Source organism: Alcanivorax jadensis T9, assembly GCF_000756655.1.
Lineage (GTDB): Bacteria > Pseudomonadota > Gammaproteobacteria > Pseudomonadales > Alcanivoracaceae > Alcanivorax > Alcanivorax jadensis.
Genome location: NZ_ARXU01000001.1, coordinates 166,109 through 181,242 on the forward strand (window position 1 = coordinate 166,109; position 15,134 = coordinate 181,242).

Here is a 15,134-nt window from a genome sequence, read left to right on the forward strand (position 1 = left end):
TTTATCCACGAAGATGTGCCAACAGTGTATCGGTGGAGGGGGCCCGGATCACACCCCGTTCGGTGACGATGGCGGTGATCAGCTCTGCGGGCGTCACATCAAAAGCCGGGTTGTACACCGGGCAGTGGGCCGGTGCCAGCGTCTTGCCCTGAATGCTGCGTACTTCACTGGCATCACGCTCTTCGATAACAATGTGGCTGCCATCAGGCAGTTCTGCATCCAGGGTAGACAGTGGTGCTGCAACGATAAAGGGAATGCCGTGATGGCGTGCCAGCACGGCCAGATTGTAGGTGCCGATCTTGTTGGCAGTATCGCCATTGGCGGTAATGCGGTCGGCACCGACGATCACGGCCTGTACCTTACCTTGCTGCATAAGTTGGCCGGCGGCACTGTCCGCGACAAGCGTGACAGGGATGCCGTCGTTGAGCAGTTCCCAGCTGGTAAGGCGGCTGCCTTGCAGCCAGGGCCGGGTTTCGCCTGCATAAACCTGCTGCAGATTACCCCGTGACCAGGCTGTGCGGATAATGCCGAGCGCCGTGCCATGCCCGCCGGTAGCCAGAGCGCCGGTGTTGCAGTGGGTATAGACGCTGGCGTTGGCCGGCAGCAGGTCAGCACCCAGCTCGCCCATGCGCTGGTTGGCCGCCAGGTCTTCCTGGTGAATGGCCTGTGCATCTGCTTTGAGGGCGCTGATCAGCGCCGCGCCGGAAAGGTCGCTGGCGATTCTCTGCAGACGCTCAAGGGCCCAGAACAGATTGACGGCCGTAGGGCGGCTGGCGGCAAGGGTGGCAATGGCAGGCGCCAGCGCTGCCGCTGAAGCGTCATCGCCCAGACGGGCAGCCTCCAGGGCGAGGCCGTAGGCGGCGGTGATGCCAATGGCAGGTGCTCCGCGAACGACCATGTCATGAATGGCGGTTGCGGCATCGTCGCTGCCGTGGATTGGCAGCCAGATGGTTTCTGCCGGCAGGCGTCGCTGGTCGAGCAGCTCGAGGTGATCGTCATGCCAACGGATGGCAGCGCTGTTAATGGCCATCGGTGATGTCCTTGTCATGTCCGTCAGGGTGTTTCAGAGGTGTTCTGTGGTATTTGCGGCGTATCCAGTTGGCTGTCCGGAAGATGCCGGGGCGGCGCATAATAGCGCGTTCCATACGGTATTTCCCTGGAAAAGTGCTTGTCATCAGTGCTATCAGAATGGTCAGCAGCCCTTGCCCGGGAAGCACCAGCATCAGAATGCCAGCGACCAGTAATACTATCGCCAGTACGTTACGAATCAGCCAGAAACACCAGGCCAAAGGGCCTCGGTGGGCGTGAGGCAGATAGCTCTCGGTGAAATAATCCTCAGGCATTCGCAGCAATAGCCAGGGAATGGCGACACAGGAGGCCAGGGCCATGACAATACCAGTTACCGTGAGTGCCGGCAGCCAGGGTTCCAGGTGCTGGGCCAAGGGCTCCAGCCAGACGGGTAACTCTGCGTTCAATGGGCCTCCGGTTTGCGGTGCTGTAGCAGAGAGAGTGTGCCGCGTACAATGCGACTATGCCCGCGGATTTTCAATGCCGATGGCATGGCTTTTTATCTTCACAGACTCCAAGGAGAATGCGTTATGGCCCAGGCCGGACAACTTATACTGGCAGCCTTGATCGGGCTGTTGATTGGTGCAGCCCTGGGCCTGGTGCTTTGGCGGTTCTGGCTGGCACGTCGCGAGACACGGGAAATACGAGCTCAGCAGGTGCACATTATCGAGAGTCTGGATGTGCTATGCCGGGCTGTGGAGCAGAAGCAGGTGGAATTAAGTGAGGCTTCCATCCGTATCAGCGCCTTGCTGGACTGCCTGCCTGACAGCATTGAACCAAAAGTGGATCTGGCCGCCATTCATCAGTTTGCCGAAACCTGCCAACAATTTGATCGCGGTGAGCAGCGCCAGGAACTGACTCCCCGGGCGCGATTCCAGCAGGATTCCCGTCGCTGGCAGCTGGAAGAGGATCAGGATGAGGTGGTCAACCAGGCGGCACGCCGCCTGGCAAAAGTACTGCCAACCTGGCGAAGCGGCTTGGGAGTCTAGGTTGGCAAGCCTGTGATGCTACCGGGGCGGCAGAGATTGGTCCCCTGCAGCAGATACAGATAAGGCGGGCTTCAGGGGGGCACAGTGAGATAACGGAACGAGGTCAACTCAATACGCCCCCGCACGAACAGGTTTTCCTGATGGTCCATGCGGACCATGAAGTAATCCAGCTCCCGCGCCGCCCAGAATCGGGAGCGTTTGCCCCGTTCCGGATAATCCCGCTCTATGCTGGCAGCATTCCAATCCCCGGCGGGCGTTTCCAAATTTTCCACACCCAGAGAACGGTATTGATAGTGTGCCATGCCGTCCGGCTCTGCTACCGGGTAGCTGAATTCTGCGTCTCCCTTTGCCATGTTGCAGCGTGCCACCATGGCGACACTCAAGGCATCCAGGGCTTCGTCGACTAATGGATAGATCGCCTTGCTTCCCTGAGCTTCCCGGTCTTGCCAGTCAAACACAATCTCCCCTTCACGGCGCAGTCCGAAACCGGCACTGGCGTGGCGATAGTGGTGGGGACGGGCGGTGCAGTCATGCCAACGGAAGGTGGCAACTTCTTCATGTTGAAACAGGCGATTTTCAATCCGGAAATGAAGCCGGTAGTCCTGGTCTTCCTGCGTGAGCCGGATGGTGGCGTTGAGACCAAGTGGGATGCCATTGACGACAACGCGGTACTCGGCCTCAGCAGGCTGCAGCGCTACCGGGAACGGGGCAGGCCGATTGCCGGGTTGAGCAAACAATGACTGGGACGCCAAAAGCAGCAGGCCCGACAGCAGCCGTAAGGGCCGCAGGATTACAGTATGATTCGCCACTTTCCCAGTGTCCCCAGTTAAATGAATATGGATGATAGCACGCTCCACATTGCCTTCGAGGCCTCACTGCCCCTCCAGCAATCCATTGAGGAATTTATTGATGGCGTGCCGGCTCAGCCCGGACGTTGTCACCTAGAAGAACTGGACGCTTTGGTTGTGTGTTTTGTCGATGAAGTGCTGTCTGTGTTCTTCAAGGGGCCGCTGCAAGCCGCCGAGGCAAAGGGGACATCGGCCAGATTGATTCTGGGTGCCATGAGAGTGATAAACCGGTCGGCTAACAGTCTGATTGGTCGCTTGATGAAAAATACCACTCTGGACGAGCAGCTGGCTCTGGCTCGCTATTTCCAGAATCTTCGCCGTTATCAGGGCAGCAAATTGTATGTGGCTTACCCCCTCAGCCCGGCCATGGCAGAGAAGGCCTCTCTGGTGTTTCAGGCAAGCCTGCTGGGTGAAGAAGACATGGGCGGGTTGCTGGTTGTGATGCAGGCGATCAATGATGGTGCGATCACCCATTTCATGGACAACTCGGTGGCTTGTCTGACACTGGGGCGGGTAAACCGTGCATTAGTATCGGCAGCTCGTGTTACAATTTGTAAAGCAACGGCATCAGCCACTCAAAAGGGGGTGCCGGGCATGGAGGCCAACGCCAGGACGGCGGTGGTGCGTTATTTTGATCAGATGCTGATACGGTTCGATGATGGATAGCAGGGAAAATCGCGGTGCCAACCGCCGAAAGCTGGCACGAATCAATACCCAAATGCGGGTCGATATCTTTCGCCACCGTTTGATTGGCGGATGGCGCTTTGTAACTCGTGCCAAGGCCATGGACTACAATCGCTATGGGGTGGGTCTGACATCACCGGTGAGTCTGTCACAGGGCACCCGACTCAAGCTGGACTTGTATGCGCCGGGCATGATTCTGCGGCAGGTATCCGCAGAAGTGGTCAGTTGCCATCGGGCAGGGCAGGCATATCGGATCGGCTTGCGCACCTATTCCAGCCTGCGGGAGCTGGCTGATGATGCGCGACAGCATCAGATCCGTTATCTGGCAGGAATGGAAGAACAGCTTTTCCCCCAGGGTTGAGGCTGGTAGCGAACACAAAAAAGCCGCCCTGAGGCGGCTTTTTTGATATTGGCTTGGCTCATTCGCCGGAAGAAGGCGCTGCCGCTTTCTTCTTGGCAGGAGCCCGCTTTGCAGGTGCTTTCTTCTTAGCCGCTGCTTTCTTGGCTGGGGCCTTTTTGGCGGCCGCTTTCTTCTTGGCAGGAGCCTTGCGAGTAGCAGCCTTTTTGGCAGCCGCTTTTTTCTTCGCAGGTGCCTTTTTGGCAGCCGCTTTCTTGGGAGCCACCTTGCGCTCAATTTCCTTGGCGCGTTTTTCCAGATCTTTCTCGTACTGACCGATAACCCGCGACAGGCTGTGGGCCTGCTTGGCAGTGGCCTTCAAAACCCGCACCTCGGTTTCCAGGATGCGCTTGCGGCCCTGAGAGGTTTCCACCTGTTTGCGGGCATCTTCTGCCGCCTTACGGGCGCGGTCCATCTGTTTCTTGACGGTGGCGGTGGCACGGTCACGGTATTCCGCCTGCAGCTTTTCAACTTTGGCGAAGTACTCCCGCTGACGCTTCATTTCCTGGTTCAGGCGATCGCGCACCTTCTCCAGTTGTTTCTCAAGTTGACTGATCTGTTTCTCGCGTTCCTTGTCGAAGCGCTCAGCCAGCTTGCGAATCTGAGCCTGAAGTTCCTCGACAGTATCTTTCACCTTGCTAGCAGCCATGGATGACTCCCTTTCCCCTTCGGATTGTTCGTAGTGGCTTTGCGCTGGTGAGCAGCAATGCCCGGATTCAATAGTAACGTGCAACGCCGTTGCTGTAGCAACTTTATGCCACATCCCACTACTGAACAACCATTGATCAATTAAAGAACGCTGGAAGTGGGATTCTCAACGCCAGAAACAAGTCATTAGTCGCGATTTGATCGCGGTCCTCAGAGGAGGGCCAGGGAAGTAACAGGGGCGATAGTGAATGATGAAATAGAGGCAAGCCTATGTGGGAAGTGATGCTTGCATCGCGAATCAGGCCGCACTGGAACACAAGCCTTGCCTGCTGCAAAAGCACTGGCATACCTGGTGCTGCGTTGAGCTGTTGCGATTCAATGGGGCGCGCAGGATACTGGGTAAAATTCACCTTCACCCGGGACCTATCATGCCGGTTTCCTTTGATGGCAAGCTGGTTATCGCGATCAGCTCACGTGCCTTGTTCAATCTTGCAGACAGCCACAAGGTCTATCTGGAAGAGGGTCTGGAAGCGTTTCAGGATTACCAGACCCGCCATGAAGACGATGTGCTGGAGCCTGGCGATGCCTTTACGCTGGTGCAGAAGCTGCTGGCCATCAACGAACTGAAAGAGGGGAAAGGGCGGGTCGAAGTCATTCTGCTATCGCGTAATAGCTCGGATACCGGACTGAGGGTCTTCAACTCCATCGAGCATTACGGATTGCCGATCACCCGTGCGGCCTTTGCCGGCGGGCAAAGCCCCCACCGCTATGTATCTGCCTTCGGTGCCCATCTGTTTCTGTCAACAGACCCGGATGATGTACAGGAGGTACTGGAAGCCGGCTATGCGGCCGCCACCATTCTTTCCGGCGGCCAGTGTCAGCGCCCGGATGGCATTTTGCGGATTGCCTTCGATGGCGATGCGGTGCTGTTTTCCGATGAGTCAGAACAGATTTTCCAGAGTGATGGCCTGGAGGCCTTCACTGAGAACGAAAAGCGGTCCGCACGTCAGCCACTGGACGGCGGCCCGTTCAAGCCTTTCCTGGCCGCCTTGCATCAACTGCAGGACAGCTTCCCGGTGGAATCCTGCCCGATCCGCACCGCCCTTGTGACCGCCCGGGGGGCTCCTGCTCACGAACGGGTGGTACGAACCCTGCGCGACTGGAATATTCGGCTGGATGAAAGTCTGTTTCTGGGAGGGCTGGCAAAAGGGGATTTCCTGCGGGCGTTCGGTGCAGATGTCTTCTTCGATGATCAACAGGGCCACTGCGAATCCGCCGCCAGACACGTGGCGGCCGGGCATGTTCCCCATGGTGTCGCCAATCGGCGAAAAAGCGGTGAAGCTTGAGACCGCGTTAGCCTGACAGGTTTTGCCCTGTAGGAGCCATGCTTGCATGGCGAATCTGCTTGCGAGTCGCGATGCAAGCATCGCTCTTGCGTCTCTTACTATTAACCCGCAAGGGGTTGTTTCGCTGTAGGAGCGGCGCTTGAGCCGCGAACCCGGCGTCCTTGCTTACCATTCGCGGCTCTAGCGCCGCTCCTACGGCGCACTTTTTTGCGTCCGGGTTAATATCAGAGCCTTCCTTCAAAACACCGCATACTTGATACCCAACGCCAGCAACACCGTCACTAACACCGGATGCATGATGTGGTTGGTAACCCGATGGCCCACATGGGTGCCGATATAAATTGCTGGCAGGGACCCCATCAGCAAGGCAGCGAGCAGCCCCAGATCCACATGGCCAAGAGCCAGATGCCCGAGGCCGGCGATCAGGGTGAGGGGGACCGCATGGGCCAGATCGGTACCCACCACCCGAATCGGTGCCAGGGCAGGGTAGAGAATCAGCAACACGGCGGTACCGATGGCGCCAGCGCCCACCGAGGATAGGGTGACGAAAACGCCCAGCAGAACCCCCATGACTACCGTCCACGCGCCGGCTCGCTGCTGAACGGATCCCAGTACGCCAACAGGACGGTGGTTCACCATCGCCTGCAGACGATGCTTGAACAGTAGCACCAGGGCGGTGACGATCAGGGTTATACCCAGTGCCGTTGTCAGCAAGGGGGCATAGTCGTCGGCATCGGAAGCCAGTAACCAAAGGGACGCTGCGGTGAGCAGGGCGGCAGGGATGCTGCCGGCAGCCATGCGCTTCATAATGGTCCAGTCCACGTTGCGGCGACGGGCATGCATCACCATACCGGAGGATTTGGTAATGGCGGCGTAAAGCAGATCGGTGCCGATGGCAACCTGGGGCGGGAAACCGAACATGAGCAGGAGCGGGGTCATCAGCGAGCCACCACCGACCCCGGTGAGGCCAACAGCAAAACCGACCAGCGCACCGGCGCTTATATAGAGAAGCAGCTCCGGTTGCAGTATCGGCATACAGTGGCTCCTGGCAGATTCTGTGGGAGAAATACTTGACGGAGCTACTATAAAGACGGTTATCTATGCTTTGAACGAATAATTATTCATATTTTTATAACCAGGTTGAGCTGTATCCTGATGTATCAACAAAGGATAGTCACTCAACCTGGCGCCGTGTTCCGATTGCGGAGGCAAGGATGAAACTGCAGCAACTACGCTACATTTGGGAAGTGGCCCGCCATGATCTGAATGTGTCTGCCACCGCCGCGGCGCTATTCACTTCCCAGCCGGGTATCAGCAAGCAGATCCGCATGCTGGAGGATGAACTCGGCGTCGAAGTGTTTGCCCGTAGCGGCAAGCATCTGACCCACATCACCCCGGCTGGCCAGGCGATCTTGAAGATTGCCGGCGAGATCCTCCAGCAGACCGAATCGATACGCCGGGTTTCCCAGGAATACCGGGACGAATCCCGCGGCGAACTCAGCATTGCCACCACTCATACCCAGGCCCGCTACGCCTTGCCACCGGTCATCCAGCAGTTCACCGGGCGCTTCCCGGATGTGTCCCTGCATATGCATCAGGGCACTCCCATGCAGATTTCCGAGATGGCCGCCAACGGCAGTGTGGATTTTGCTATCGCCACGGAAGCCCTGGACCTGTTTACCGATCTGGTCATGATGCCCTGTTATCGCTGGAACCGGACAGTGGTGGTGCCGGAGGGACATCCGCTGACCAAGGTGATGCCGCTGACACTGGAAGCCCTGGCTGAGTACCCCCTTGTCACCTACGTGTTCGGCTTTACTGGCCGCAGCAAGCTGGATGATGCCTTTGTCGACAAGGGGCTGGAGCCGAAAGTGGTGTTTACCGCCGCCGATGCGGATGTGATCAAAACCTATGTCCGTCTTGGCATGGGGGTAGGAATCATAGCCCACATGGCCGTGGATCCGGTGGAAGACAAGGGGCTGGTGGCGTTGGATGCCGGCCATTTATTCGAATCCAGCACCACGCGTATCGGTTTCCGCAAAGGGACCTTCCTGCGCGGCTTCATGTATGACTTCCTGGAGGCTTTCGCGCCACACCTGACCCGGGATCAGGTGGATGCTGCCATCAAGGCCCCCAACCGGGAGGAGCGTGAAGCCCTGTTCGAGGGCATTGAGCTGCCCATCCGCTAGTTCCTCCGTTGCGACCTCGTTGGAGCCTTGCTTGCAAGGCGAAGAGTCTCGGGAGCAGTGGCGCTTTCTCAGGCCCTTCGCCTTGCAAGCAAGGCTCCCACGGGTTCCGCCAAGCCTGAGCGTCTGTCAGCCATTGCAAAGCCCCCGGGGCGCCGCTACATTGTGCGCGCCTTATTAACCCAAAGGGGAAAACCGTGGAATTGCTGTGCCTGGACCTGGAAGGGGTGTTGATCCCCGAAATCTGGATCAACTTTGCGGAAAAGACCGGTATCGACGAGCTGCGTGCCACTACCCGGGACATTCCGGACTATGATGAGCTGATGCGCATGCGCCTGCGCATTTTGGATGAGCATGGCTACGGGCTACCCGACATCCAGGAAGTCATCGATACCCTGGACCCCATGGAGGGTGCCAAAGAGTTTGTCGAGTGGGCGCGTGAGAACTTCCAGCTGATCATCCTTTCTGACACCTTCTACGAGTTTGCCAGGCCGCTGATGAAGAAGCTGGGTTGGCCGACCCTGTTTTGCCATCGCCTGGAAGTGGACGAGAACGGCAGGATCACCGACTACAAGCTGCGCCAGAAGGATCCCAAGCGGGCATCGATCAAGGCATTCCATTCCCTGAACTACCACTGCATCGCGGCAGGTGATTCCTACAACGACACCACCATGCTGTCAGAAGCCGAGCAGGGCATCCTGTTCCATGCCCCGGACAACGTGATTGCGGAATTCCCCCAGTTCCCCGCCGTGTTTAGCTACGACGACCTGAAAAAGGAAATCGTCAAAGCCAGCCCGCGCGATATCCCGCTGTAATCAACTTGGGCCAAGCCCCCTGTAGGAGCTTGCTTGCAAGCGAACGCGAACACCGGCCTAGATCTGCCAACCCGGTTCGCCTGCAAGCAGCCTCCTACAGGACAGCGTGCTGTAGGAGCGTGCTTGCACGCGAACCCGCGCTACACCCAAACACAATCCCAATGCGGATACTCGCGAACACTACGACACAGCCCCGCTCTTAACCGATTGGCCACGATATAGCGAGCAGCACGGATCAAACTCTCCTCATTTCGCATGGCATGATCATGGAAGCCAGCCTGCCAGACCTGATTATGAATGTTGGTCTCTTGTTGTCTCAGCCCGCGAGTGACTTCTGACTTGACCCTCTGCACAACACGAGACAACGGTTCTTTATTTTCCAGTTAAACCAGCCAATGAAGGTGATCAGGCATCACCACAAAGGCATAAGTGCTGGAAAACCCCTGCCGGTCACTATTAAGAAGAGCCCGAACCACCACTCGAGCACTGTCAAAGCGCTGGAACCAGAAGTGACGCTGTTTGGTGACTATCGTAACAATGTAAATATTACCCGGCGCACTATGTCGGCCACGCCGAAGGGCCTTGCCATGAAAAACTTGATTCATGGAAAAAGCCTGACATGGCCTCATTTACATGGTTGTAAGCCCCTCGCTTCAGCCCGTGCCAGCAATGCTCGGAATATACTGTAGGAGAACCCCCTGTAGGAGCTTGCTTGCAAGCGAATGCTTTTCGTTCGGCCAGGTGTGGGTTCGCTTGCAAGCAAGCTCCTACAATGAAAGAAACCGCTCTTCCAGCGCCCCCATCAACTTGGCAACTTTAAAGCGGCTCTCCTCATATTCCGCTTCCGGCACGGAATCGAACACAATACCGCCCCCGCCATGACAATAGAGCCGGTCACCCTCGGTTTGCAGGGTGCGAATCAGAATGTTGCTGTCCAGATTGCCCTGGTTATCCATCCAGAAGAAGCTGCCGCAGTAGGCGCCGCGGGGCGACGGTTCTAGCTCGGCAATAATCTCCATGGCCCGTTTCTTCGGGGCGCCAGTGATGGAGCCCCCAGGAAAAGCGCCGAGCAGGGCGTCCAGTGGTGAGAGATCCCGGCGGAGGGTGCCTGTCACTGTGCTGACCAGATGTTGCACATTGCTGAAACGTCGTAACTCGAACAATGGATATGCCTGAATGCTGCCGGGTTCACAGCAGGCCCCCAGATCATTGCGCAGTAGGTCCACGATCATCAGGTTTTCCGCGCGATCCTTGGGGTTGGAGAGCAGCTCGTCGCCAAAAGCCTGATCTTCTTCAGGACTGTTGCCACGCGGTCGCGAGCCCTTGATCGGCTCGGTCACCACCCTCCGGTCGCGGATAGACAGAAAACGCTCCGGCGATACTCCGAAGATCTGGCTGTCGCCCGTATCAAAGTAGCAACTGTGCGGGGCAGGGTGAGCCTCCTGTAACGCAAGCCAGGCGGTAAGGGGATCGCCCTCGAAGTGGGAGCTGAAACGCTGGGCCAAGTTCACCTGATAGCAGTCACCGGCAGACAGATAGTCCTTGATCCGCGCGAGACTATGCAGATATTCCTCCCTGCGTTGCTCGGCCCGAAACGCTCCGCCGAGGATAAATCCCCCTGTAGGAGCGGCGCTCGAGCCGCGAAAGGGTTTAGGGTGCGTCTTATAGAGATGAATTACCGCAGGCATCACAGAATGGTTATGCAAGCCCCTCCCTTTCACGGTACAGGAACGGTTAACCCCTCTCAGCCACGCCCCGGCCTCATAAGGCAACACGCCGGCCGCAAAAGCATAGCCCCCAGCCAGGGCCTTTTCCGCTTCCACAGTACAGCGCACCAGATCCGCGGCGTTATCCGCAGACAGCGTTAGATCGGGCCTGTTTAGGGCGACTAGTCCATTTGTATTACTGAAGAGACAGCTCGATGACATCATGGGCAACCAGATTCAGGAGCAGGTAGTCTACCCGTCGAGGTGAAACTTGCCTAACTCTGTTACTGAGCGTAACAGGTAGACTTTAACATGGGCTGTGTTTACATCTTTGTTCGATTGATGCTGGTGTATGTAAGGCTATAAAAGCAAATAAAAACAATGACCTATGCTTGAAATGCTGCGATTTCGACTTTTGTAACGGATGCATTTGTTTTTGTAACCATTGTGTTAACTTAGATGCGTGCCGATCAAACGTGGCACCCGAACGATTACAACAAAACGTTGTGCACACGAGGAGATAACAATGAAATTCAAGAAGCTTGCTCTGGCGGCCGCCGTTGCAGCCCTTCCGGCTACCGGTTTTTCCATGGAAGCTATGGAAGATAGCGCTTTGTCCAGTGTAACTGGTCAGGACGGTATCACCATTGGCCTTAACACTGCACTGAGTGCTGAACTGCGTATTCACGATGCTGACGGCTTTGTAGATCCTGCTGGTGTCACTGCAAATGACCGCACTGATTCTGCGGCACTTATCTTCCAGGACTTTGCCATTACTGCTATCGGTGGTGGTGCTGCTCAGATCGATCTGGAAATTGATGCTGGTACCAACGCGGGTAATGATCCGACTTTGAACATCAATGTGGATCTGGCTAACGGTATTGATGTGAACATGGGTGATCTGGACGTGGCGGATTCTGGCCGAACTACTGCCTCCACGATTAGTGCAGGTTGGACGGTTGGCACTTCCGTTGGCACCAACCGCGTAGACAGCGTGATCAGCCTGGGCTCCCTGACTCTGGGTGCGGGGACTTCCCTGAACATCCAGCTGGGTAATGAAGCTCAAGGTGACATGATCGCTATCGACACGACCATCTCTAATGGTATCTCCATTAGCGGCTTCGCTATTAATGATGCTGACAGCGGTGGTGGTATTACCCAGGACGTAAGCATTGTGGATAACGGTGGTACTGATCTGACCGTGGCTACTGGTATCAACGTTGATGCTGACTCTCTGAATATCGGCCTTGCGGGCATCGGTAACGGTGGTGGCATGGATGTACGTCTGGCTAACCTGAACATCGGTGATGGTTCTGGCGGTAACGTCGGTGATATCGAGCTGGTTGGCCTGCAGCTGACTGGTAGCCTGGAAATTTCTGGCCACTAAAGCTGAAGCTTGCCGTATGGCTTGCAAACGAAAACCCGGCCTTTTCAGGCCGGGTTTTTTTATTTTTTTTAACGATATACAGTCAATTCATTTTATATCTATGATTTCATGACCATGAATCAAACCCCGAAAGCCCAAGTACTGGTGCGCCAGGCTGCCTCATTGCTGCAACAGGGCTTTTCTCAAAAGGCGCAGCAGGCTATCAATCTTGCCTTTCAGCAGGGGGCTGCATCCGGCGTGGCGTGGGATATCTACGCCCAGGCATGTGCGAATTTAAACCAGGTGCAACCTGCGATTCTCGGTCTAAAGAAAGCTATTTCTCTGGACGGAGGGCGGCTCGACCGTGCCCTTTTATTGGGGCAAATGCTGGTCCGGGCTGGACAATGGCAGGACGCTGCAAATATTTATCAGCAGGTTATTCAACAGGATGACAGTCAGGCCAAGGCATGGTTTGGCCTGGGCGAGAGTTTGCTTGGCACCAAGGATGTCGAACGAGCGTTGCGTTGTTTTAGCGGGGCTTTAGAGCGTGAGCCTGATTTCCCTGAGGCTCGCCAGCGCCTTGCCGTGTGTTTTCTCGAAAAAGGCGAGGCATTGAAGGCGCTTCGTCTACTTGAGAAATTGATTTCAGATTTTCCGGACGCGGTTGGCCCCAAAGTTGATTATGGCGAAGCCTTGCGTCAGGCAAATCGTTATCGGCAAGCCCAGCAGGAGTTGGAAAAGCTTCAAGACCACCCGGTTGTTGGGGCGCTGGCTCGGAGACGGCTCGTTGATGTGTACTTGCATACCGGTGAATATGATCTTGCTGAACAATTTCTGGATGGTATGGATGAGGTGCATCAGAAAGAGCCTGACTGGATTTTGCAGCGTGTGCGTCTGGATAACATTTATGGCCGCAATGCAGAGGCCTGTGAGCGTTTGCGTTTTCTCCTGCAAAGCGAGCCGGGAATTGCTAATGGTTGGAAGCAGCTTATGGAGCTCACCAAAAGCCCTCTTAGTGATGGAGAGTTAAGCTGTCTTAAGGAGCAGGCCCGCTTAGCGAGCAAATTTGGGCGTCAATCGACCGCCGCGGACTTTCATTTCGCGTTGGCTTTTCACTTCGAGCTTACGGGGGAAAGGGAGCTGGAGTTTCGATCTCTTGAAAAGGGTAACAATTTAAAGCATGGTTTGATCCGCTTCGATTTTGATAACTATCTTTCACGAGTACAGCCCTCGCGTGAGTGCTATTCCGCGGAAAATATCCATGAATGGTCGGCAGACTCGAAAGCCCGACCTTGTCCCGCGCCAATTTTCATTCTCAGTCTCCCTCGTTCAGGAAGTACTCTGGTAGAGCAGATCCTGGGAGTGCATGAAGATGCTGAAGCAACGGGGGAATCAGACTTTGCCGAGCAGGCCTGGTTTGCATTGACTGGTGAGCGGTCTTTGTTTTCTGCCCCTGAATTACACCGTCAAATGTCAGCAGAAAAGGTCGAAAAATTCCGTCAGTATTATCTTGCAGCGGCGGCAGAGGCCGGTTTTGATACGCGTAAGCGTTTGGTAAATAAAGGAATTAACAATCATAAATTTGCCGGATTGCTAAAAGCAGCCTTTCCCGAGGCCAGTTTTATCGATCTTCGGCGGAATATCATGGATGTAGCCTTTGGCTGTTATCGGCAAAATTTTGCTAGTCAGTTATTCAGCTTTTCCATGGACGGGTGTGCCCGCGAAGTGGCGCTTTTCTATGACAATATGGCCTTTTGGTATAACCAGTTGCCCGCTCAAGAGTTCCACTCCTTGTATTATGAGACCCTCGTCAATAATTTTGAGCCACAGGTCAGAGAGCTTCTTGCTTATTGTGCGCTTTCATGGGATCCGCGCTGCCTGGAGTTTCAACGCGCCAAGGGTAAGGTGAGTACTGCAAGCATCAACCAGGTAAGCCAGGGGCTCTTTACTCAGGGCGTTGCTCGATGGAAAAAATATGAGGCGTATCTAGGGCCTATGATGGATGCCCTGAGGTCACATGGACTGGAGCCATTAAGGGACTAAGGGGTGCTTTGTTGGACTTTCCTTTAAAAACAAGCGCTTATGGACGGAATTATAAGCAATAAGCTTCATTCGGGTGCCAACAAGATTGGCTGGAACGCCACCTGAGTCTGTCAGAATAGGTGGTTGCCTGCCTACTGGGACATGGTTAACATGTCTGCCTATGTTTGAAACAAACAATAACAATAACAGCGGATAACTTGCCATGCTGACGTCCATGCTGGGTGTAGCGCTGATCTACTTTGCCGCCAATGAGTCGGTAGTGGTCGAGCCCCCCGAGAAAGGCGTGATCTATTACGAGCACTCCACTGGTGACGGGCCTCTGCGTGAGAGGGGGGTTGCTGTTAAACCAGTTTCTGAATTCCGTTATCACAACGTTACGCGGCAGGCGTACGACTATTCCTGTGGCTCCGCTGCTCTGACTACCGTATTGAATCAATATCTTGGACGACAGTTCCAGGAGCGCCAGATCATGGAGGGCCTCTTGCGGTTTGGTGAAACCGAAAAGATTGTCCAGCGCCGTGGCTTTTCGCTACTGGATATGAAACGTTTGGCAACTGCCCTGGGTCACCCTAGTGGTGGGTTCAAGGCGGAGATGAAAGATATCGAGAGCCTTGACCACCCGGCAATCGTTCCTATCGCTTATGGCGGCTTTAAGCATTTCGTTGTGCTGAAAAAATATCAGGACGGCCATATCTATGTGGCTGACCCGGCGTTGGGCAATATCAGCTTTACTGAATCCAAGTTTCTTGAAGTTTGGGACCAGAATGTCCTGTTCATTGTATTTCCTAACGGCTTTGAGCCACAGGATGGTCTCGAATTGACTGATTATGACCTCCGTTTGCTGGATGAACGTACTATTAATCGATTGGCTTTCCAGGAGTTTCCAGTGTTTACCAATACCATCGAAAACTGGGCGGATAAGGCCAGTACGCTTCGTCGAGTATTGATTGAGGAAGAGGACGGTACAGAGCGTGTGATCAATGTGCCAACCCGCACCTATTTCAGAAAATAAGAGCCTGCAGTGGCAAATAAAAAACA

General features: G+C 55.4%; 17 protein-coding genes. 10 read left to right on the plus strand and 7 right to left on the minus strand.

Annotation, left to right across the window (positions count from 1 at the left end; translation table 11 throughout):
- Position 1 precedes the first annotated feature (1 nt).
- On the minus strand, positions 2 to 1,030 hold the full coding sequence (gene mtnA / locus T9A_RS00800; protein WP_035244274.1) for an S-methyl-5-thioribose-1-phosphate isomerase: 1,029 nt from the start codon (positions 1,028 to 1,030) through the stop codon (positions 2 to 4).
- Positions 1,020 to 1,475 (minus strand): PGPGW domain-containing protein, encoded by a 456-nt coding sequence (locus T9A_RS00805; RefSeq protein ID WP_035244276.1) that lies wholly within the window; start codon positions 1,473 to 1,475, stop codon positions 1,020 to 1,022. The genes mtnA and T9A_RS00805 overlap by 11 nt, the downstream gene beginning before the upstream one ends.
- A gap of 123 nt (positions 1,476 to 1,598) precedes the next feature.
- On the opposite strand from T9A_RS00805, the gene T9A_RS00810 reads away from it, so the two are divergent.
- Positions 1,599 to 2,057 carry a DUF2489 domain-containing protein gene (locus T9A_RS00810; protein WP_035244281.1) on the plus strand — a complete coding sequence of 153 codons (459 nt, stop codon included), beginning with the start codon at positions 1,599 to 1,601 and terminating at the stop codon, positions 2,055 to 2,057.
- A gap of 71 nt (positions 2,058 to 2,128) precedes the next feature.
- Here T9A_RS00810 and T9A_RS00815 read toward each other — a convergent pair whose 3' ends face one another.
- Positions 2,129 to 2,683 carry a DUF3108 domain-containing protein gene (locus T9A_RS00815; RefSeq protein WP_456297567.1) on the minus strand — a complete coding sequence of 185 codons (555 nt, stop codon included), beginning with the start codon at positions 2,681 to 2,683 and terminating at the stop codon, positions 2,129 to 2,131.
- On the opposite strand from T9A_RS00815, the gene T9A_RS17455 reads away from it, so the two are divergent.
- The 3 genes from T9A_RS17455 (at position 2,588) to T9A_RS00825 (ending at position 3,950) form a co-directional block, all read left to right on the plus strand.
- Entirely contained in the window at positions 2,588 to 2,797 is a 210-nt protein-coding gene (locus T9A_RS17455; RefSeq protein ID WP_456297568.1) for a hypothetical protein, read from the plus strand. The two genes, T9A_RS00815 and T9A_RS17455, sit on opposite strands and share 96 nt — an antisense overlap.
- 96 nt (positions 2,798 to 2,893) lie before the next feature.
- Positions 2,894 to 3,571 carry a hypothetical protein gene (locus T9A_RS00820; protein WP_035244282.1) on the plus strand — a complete coding sequence of 226 codons (678 nt, stop codon included), beginning with the start codon at positions 2,894 to 2,896 and terminating at the stop codon, positions 3,569 to 3,571.
- Positions 3,561 to 3,950 (plus strand): PilZ domain-containing protein, encoded by a 390-nt coding sequence (locus T9A_RS00825; protein WP_232221941.1) that lies wholly within the window; start codon positions 3,561 to 3,563, stop codon positions 3,948 to 3,950. Before T9A_RS00820 ends, T9A_RS00825 begins: the two co-directional genes overlap by 11 nt.
- 58 nt (positions 3,951 to 4,008) lie before the next feature.
- On the opposite strand, the gene T9A_RS16965 is transcribed toward T9A_RS00825, so the two are convergent.
- Positions 4,009 to 4,635 (minus strand): hypothetical protein, encoded by a 627-nt coding sequence (locus T9A_RS16965; protein WP_035244284.1) that lies wholly within the window; start codon positions 4,633 to 4,635, stop codon positions 4,009 to 4,011.
- Positions 4,636 to 5,062: 427 nt separating this feature from the next.
- Between T9A_RS16965 and T9A_RS00835 the strand changes: the two genes are divergently transcribed.
- The gene (locus T9A_RS00835; RefSeq protein ID WP_035244285.1) at positions 5,063 to 5,980 is read left to right on the plus strand and encodes a 5'-nucleotidase; all 918 of its coding nucleotides are present in this window, start codon (positions 5,063 to 5,065) and stop codon (positions 5,978 to 5,980) included.
- Positions 5,981 to 6,217: 237 nt separating this feature from the next.
- Here T9A_RS00835 and T9A_RS00840 read toward each other — a convergent pair whose 3' ends face one another.
- Entirely contained in the window at positions 6,218 to 7,015 is a 798-nt protein-coding gene (locus T9A_RS00840) for a sulfite exporter TauE/SafE family protein (protein WP_035244290.1), read from the minus strand.
- A 179-nt stretch (positions 7,016 to 7,194) separates the two neighbouring features.
- Here T9A_RS00840 and cysB point away from each other — a divergent pair, with 179 nt between their 5' ends.
- The gene (cysB, locus tag T9A_RS00845) at positions 7,195 to 8,169 is read left to right on the plus strand and encodes an HTH-type transcriptional regulator CysB (RefSeq protein WP_035244292.1); all 975 of its coding nucleotides are present in this window, start codon (positions 7,195 to 7,197) and stop codon (positions 8,167 to 8,169) included.
- A 194-nt stretch (positions 8,170 to 8,363) separates the two neighbouring features.
- Positions 8,364 to 8,981 carry a bifunctional phosphoserine phosphatase/homoserine phosphotransferase ThrH gene (thrH, locus tag T9A_RS00850; protein ID WP_035244297.1) on the plus strand — a complete coding sequence of 206 codons (618 nt, stop codon included), beginning with the start codon at positions 8,364 to 8,366 and terminating at the stop codon, positions 8,979 to 8,981.
- A gap of 383 nt (positions 8,982 to 9,364) precedes the next feature.
- On the opposite strand, the gene T9A_RS17240 is transcribed toward thrH, so the two are convergent.
- The gene (locus T9A_RS17240; RefSeq protein ID WP_232221942.1) at positions 9,365 to 9,586 is read right to left on the minus strand and encodes a hypothetical protein; all 222 of its coding nucleotides are present in this window, start codon (positions 9,584 to 9,586) and stop codon (positions 9,365 to 9,367) included.
- A 162-nt stretch (positions 9,587 to 9,748) separates the two neighbouring features.
- Positions 9,749 to 10,687, minus strand: coding sequence for an anthranilate synthase component I family protein (locus tag T9A_RS00855; RefSeq protein ID WP_232221943.1), 939 nt, complete (start codon positions 10,685 to 10,687; stop codon positions 9,749 to 9,751).
- Positions 10,688 to 11,213: 526 nt separating this feature from the next.
- Between T9A_RS00855 and filA the strand changes: the two genes are divergently transcribed.
- The 3 genes from filA (at position 11,214) to T9A_RS00870 (ending at position 15,108) form a co-directional block, all read left to right on the plus strand.
- Positions 11,214 to 12,074, plus strand: a complete 861-nt coding sequence (gene filA, locus T9A_RS00860) for a putative pilus system protein FilA (RefSeq protein WP_035244299.1) — start codon at positions 11,214 to 11,216, stop codon at positions 12,072 to 12,074.
- Positions 12,075 to 12,188: 114 nt separating this feature from the next.
- On the plus strand, positions 12,189 to 14,096 hold the full coding sequence (locus T9A_RS00865) for a tetratricopeptide repeat-containing sulfotransferase family protein (protein ID WP_198030597.1): 1,908 nt from the start codon (positions 12,189 to 12,191) through the stop codon (positions 14,094 to 14,096).
- Between the two features lie 202 nt (positions 14,097 to 14,298).
- The gene (locus T9A_RS00870; RefSeq protein ID WP_035244303.1) at positions 14,299 to 15,108 is read left to right on the plus strand and encodes a C39 family peptidase; all 810 of its coding nucleotides are present in this window, start codon (positions 14,299 to 14,301) and stop codon (positions 15,106 to 15,108) included.
- The last annotated feature ends 26 nt before the right edge of the window (positions 15,109 to 15,134 follow it).

Coding starts and splice junctions, on each gene's coding strand:
- mtnA (WP_035244274.1), bottom strand. CDS start 1,030: ATGGCCATTAACAGCGCTGCCATCCGTTGGCATGACGATCACCTCGAG.
- T9A_RS00810 (WP_035244281.1), top strand. CDS start 1,599: ATGGCCCAGGCCGGACAACTTATACTGGCAGCCTTGATCGGGCTGTTG.
- T9A_RS17455 (WP_456297568.1), top strand. CDS start 2,588: ATGCCAACGGAAGGTGGCAACTTCTTCATGTTGAAACAGGCGATTTTC.
- T9A_RS00820 (WP_035244282.1), top strand. CDS start 2,894: ATGGATGATAGCACGCTCCACATTGCCTTCGAGGCCTCACTGCCCCTC.
- T9A_RS00825 (WP_232221941.1), top strand. CDS start 3,561: ATGATGGATAGCAGGGAAAATCGCGGTGCCAACCGCCGAAAGCTGGCA.
- T9A_RS16965 (WP_035244284.1), bottom strand. CDS start 4,635: ATGGCTGCTAGCAAGGTGAAAGATACTGTCGAGGAACTTCAGGCTCAG.
- T9A_RS00835 (WP_035244285.1), top strand. CDS start 5,063: ATGCCGGTTTCCTTTGATGGCAAGCTGGTTATCGCGATCAGCTCACGT.
- T9A_RS00840 (WP_035244290.1), bottom strand. CDS start 7,015: ATGCCGATACTGCAACCGGAGCTGCTTCTCTATATAAGCGCCGGTGCG.
- cysB (WP_035244292.1), top strand. CDS start 7,195: ATGAAACTGCAGCAACTACGCTACATTTGGGAAGTGGCCCGCCATGAT.
- T9A_RS17240 (WP_232221942.1), bottom strand. CDS start 9,586: ATGAATCAAGTTTTTCATGGCAAGGCCCTTCGGCGTGGCCGACATAGT.
- filA (WP_035244299.1), top strand. CDS start 11,214: ATGAAATTCAAGAAGCTTGCTCTGGCGGCCGCCGTTGCAGCCCTTCCG.
- T9A_RS00865 (WP_198030597.1), top strand. CDS start 12,189: ATGAATCAAACCCCGAAAGCCCAAGTACTGGTGCGCCAGGCTGCCTCA.
- T9A_RS00870 (WP_035244303.1), top strand. CDS start 14,299: ATGCTGACGTCCATGCTGGGTGTAGCGCTGATCTACTTTGCCGCCAAT.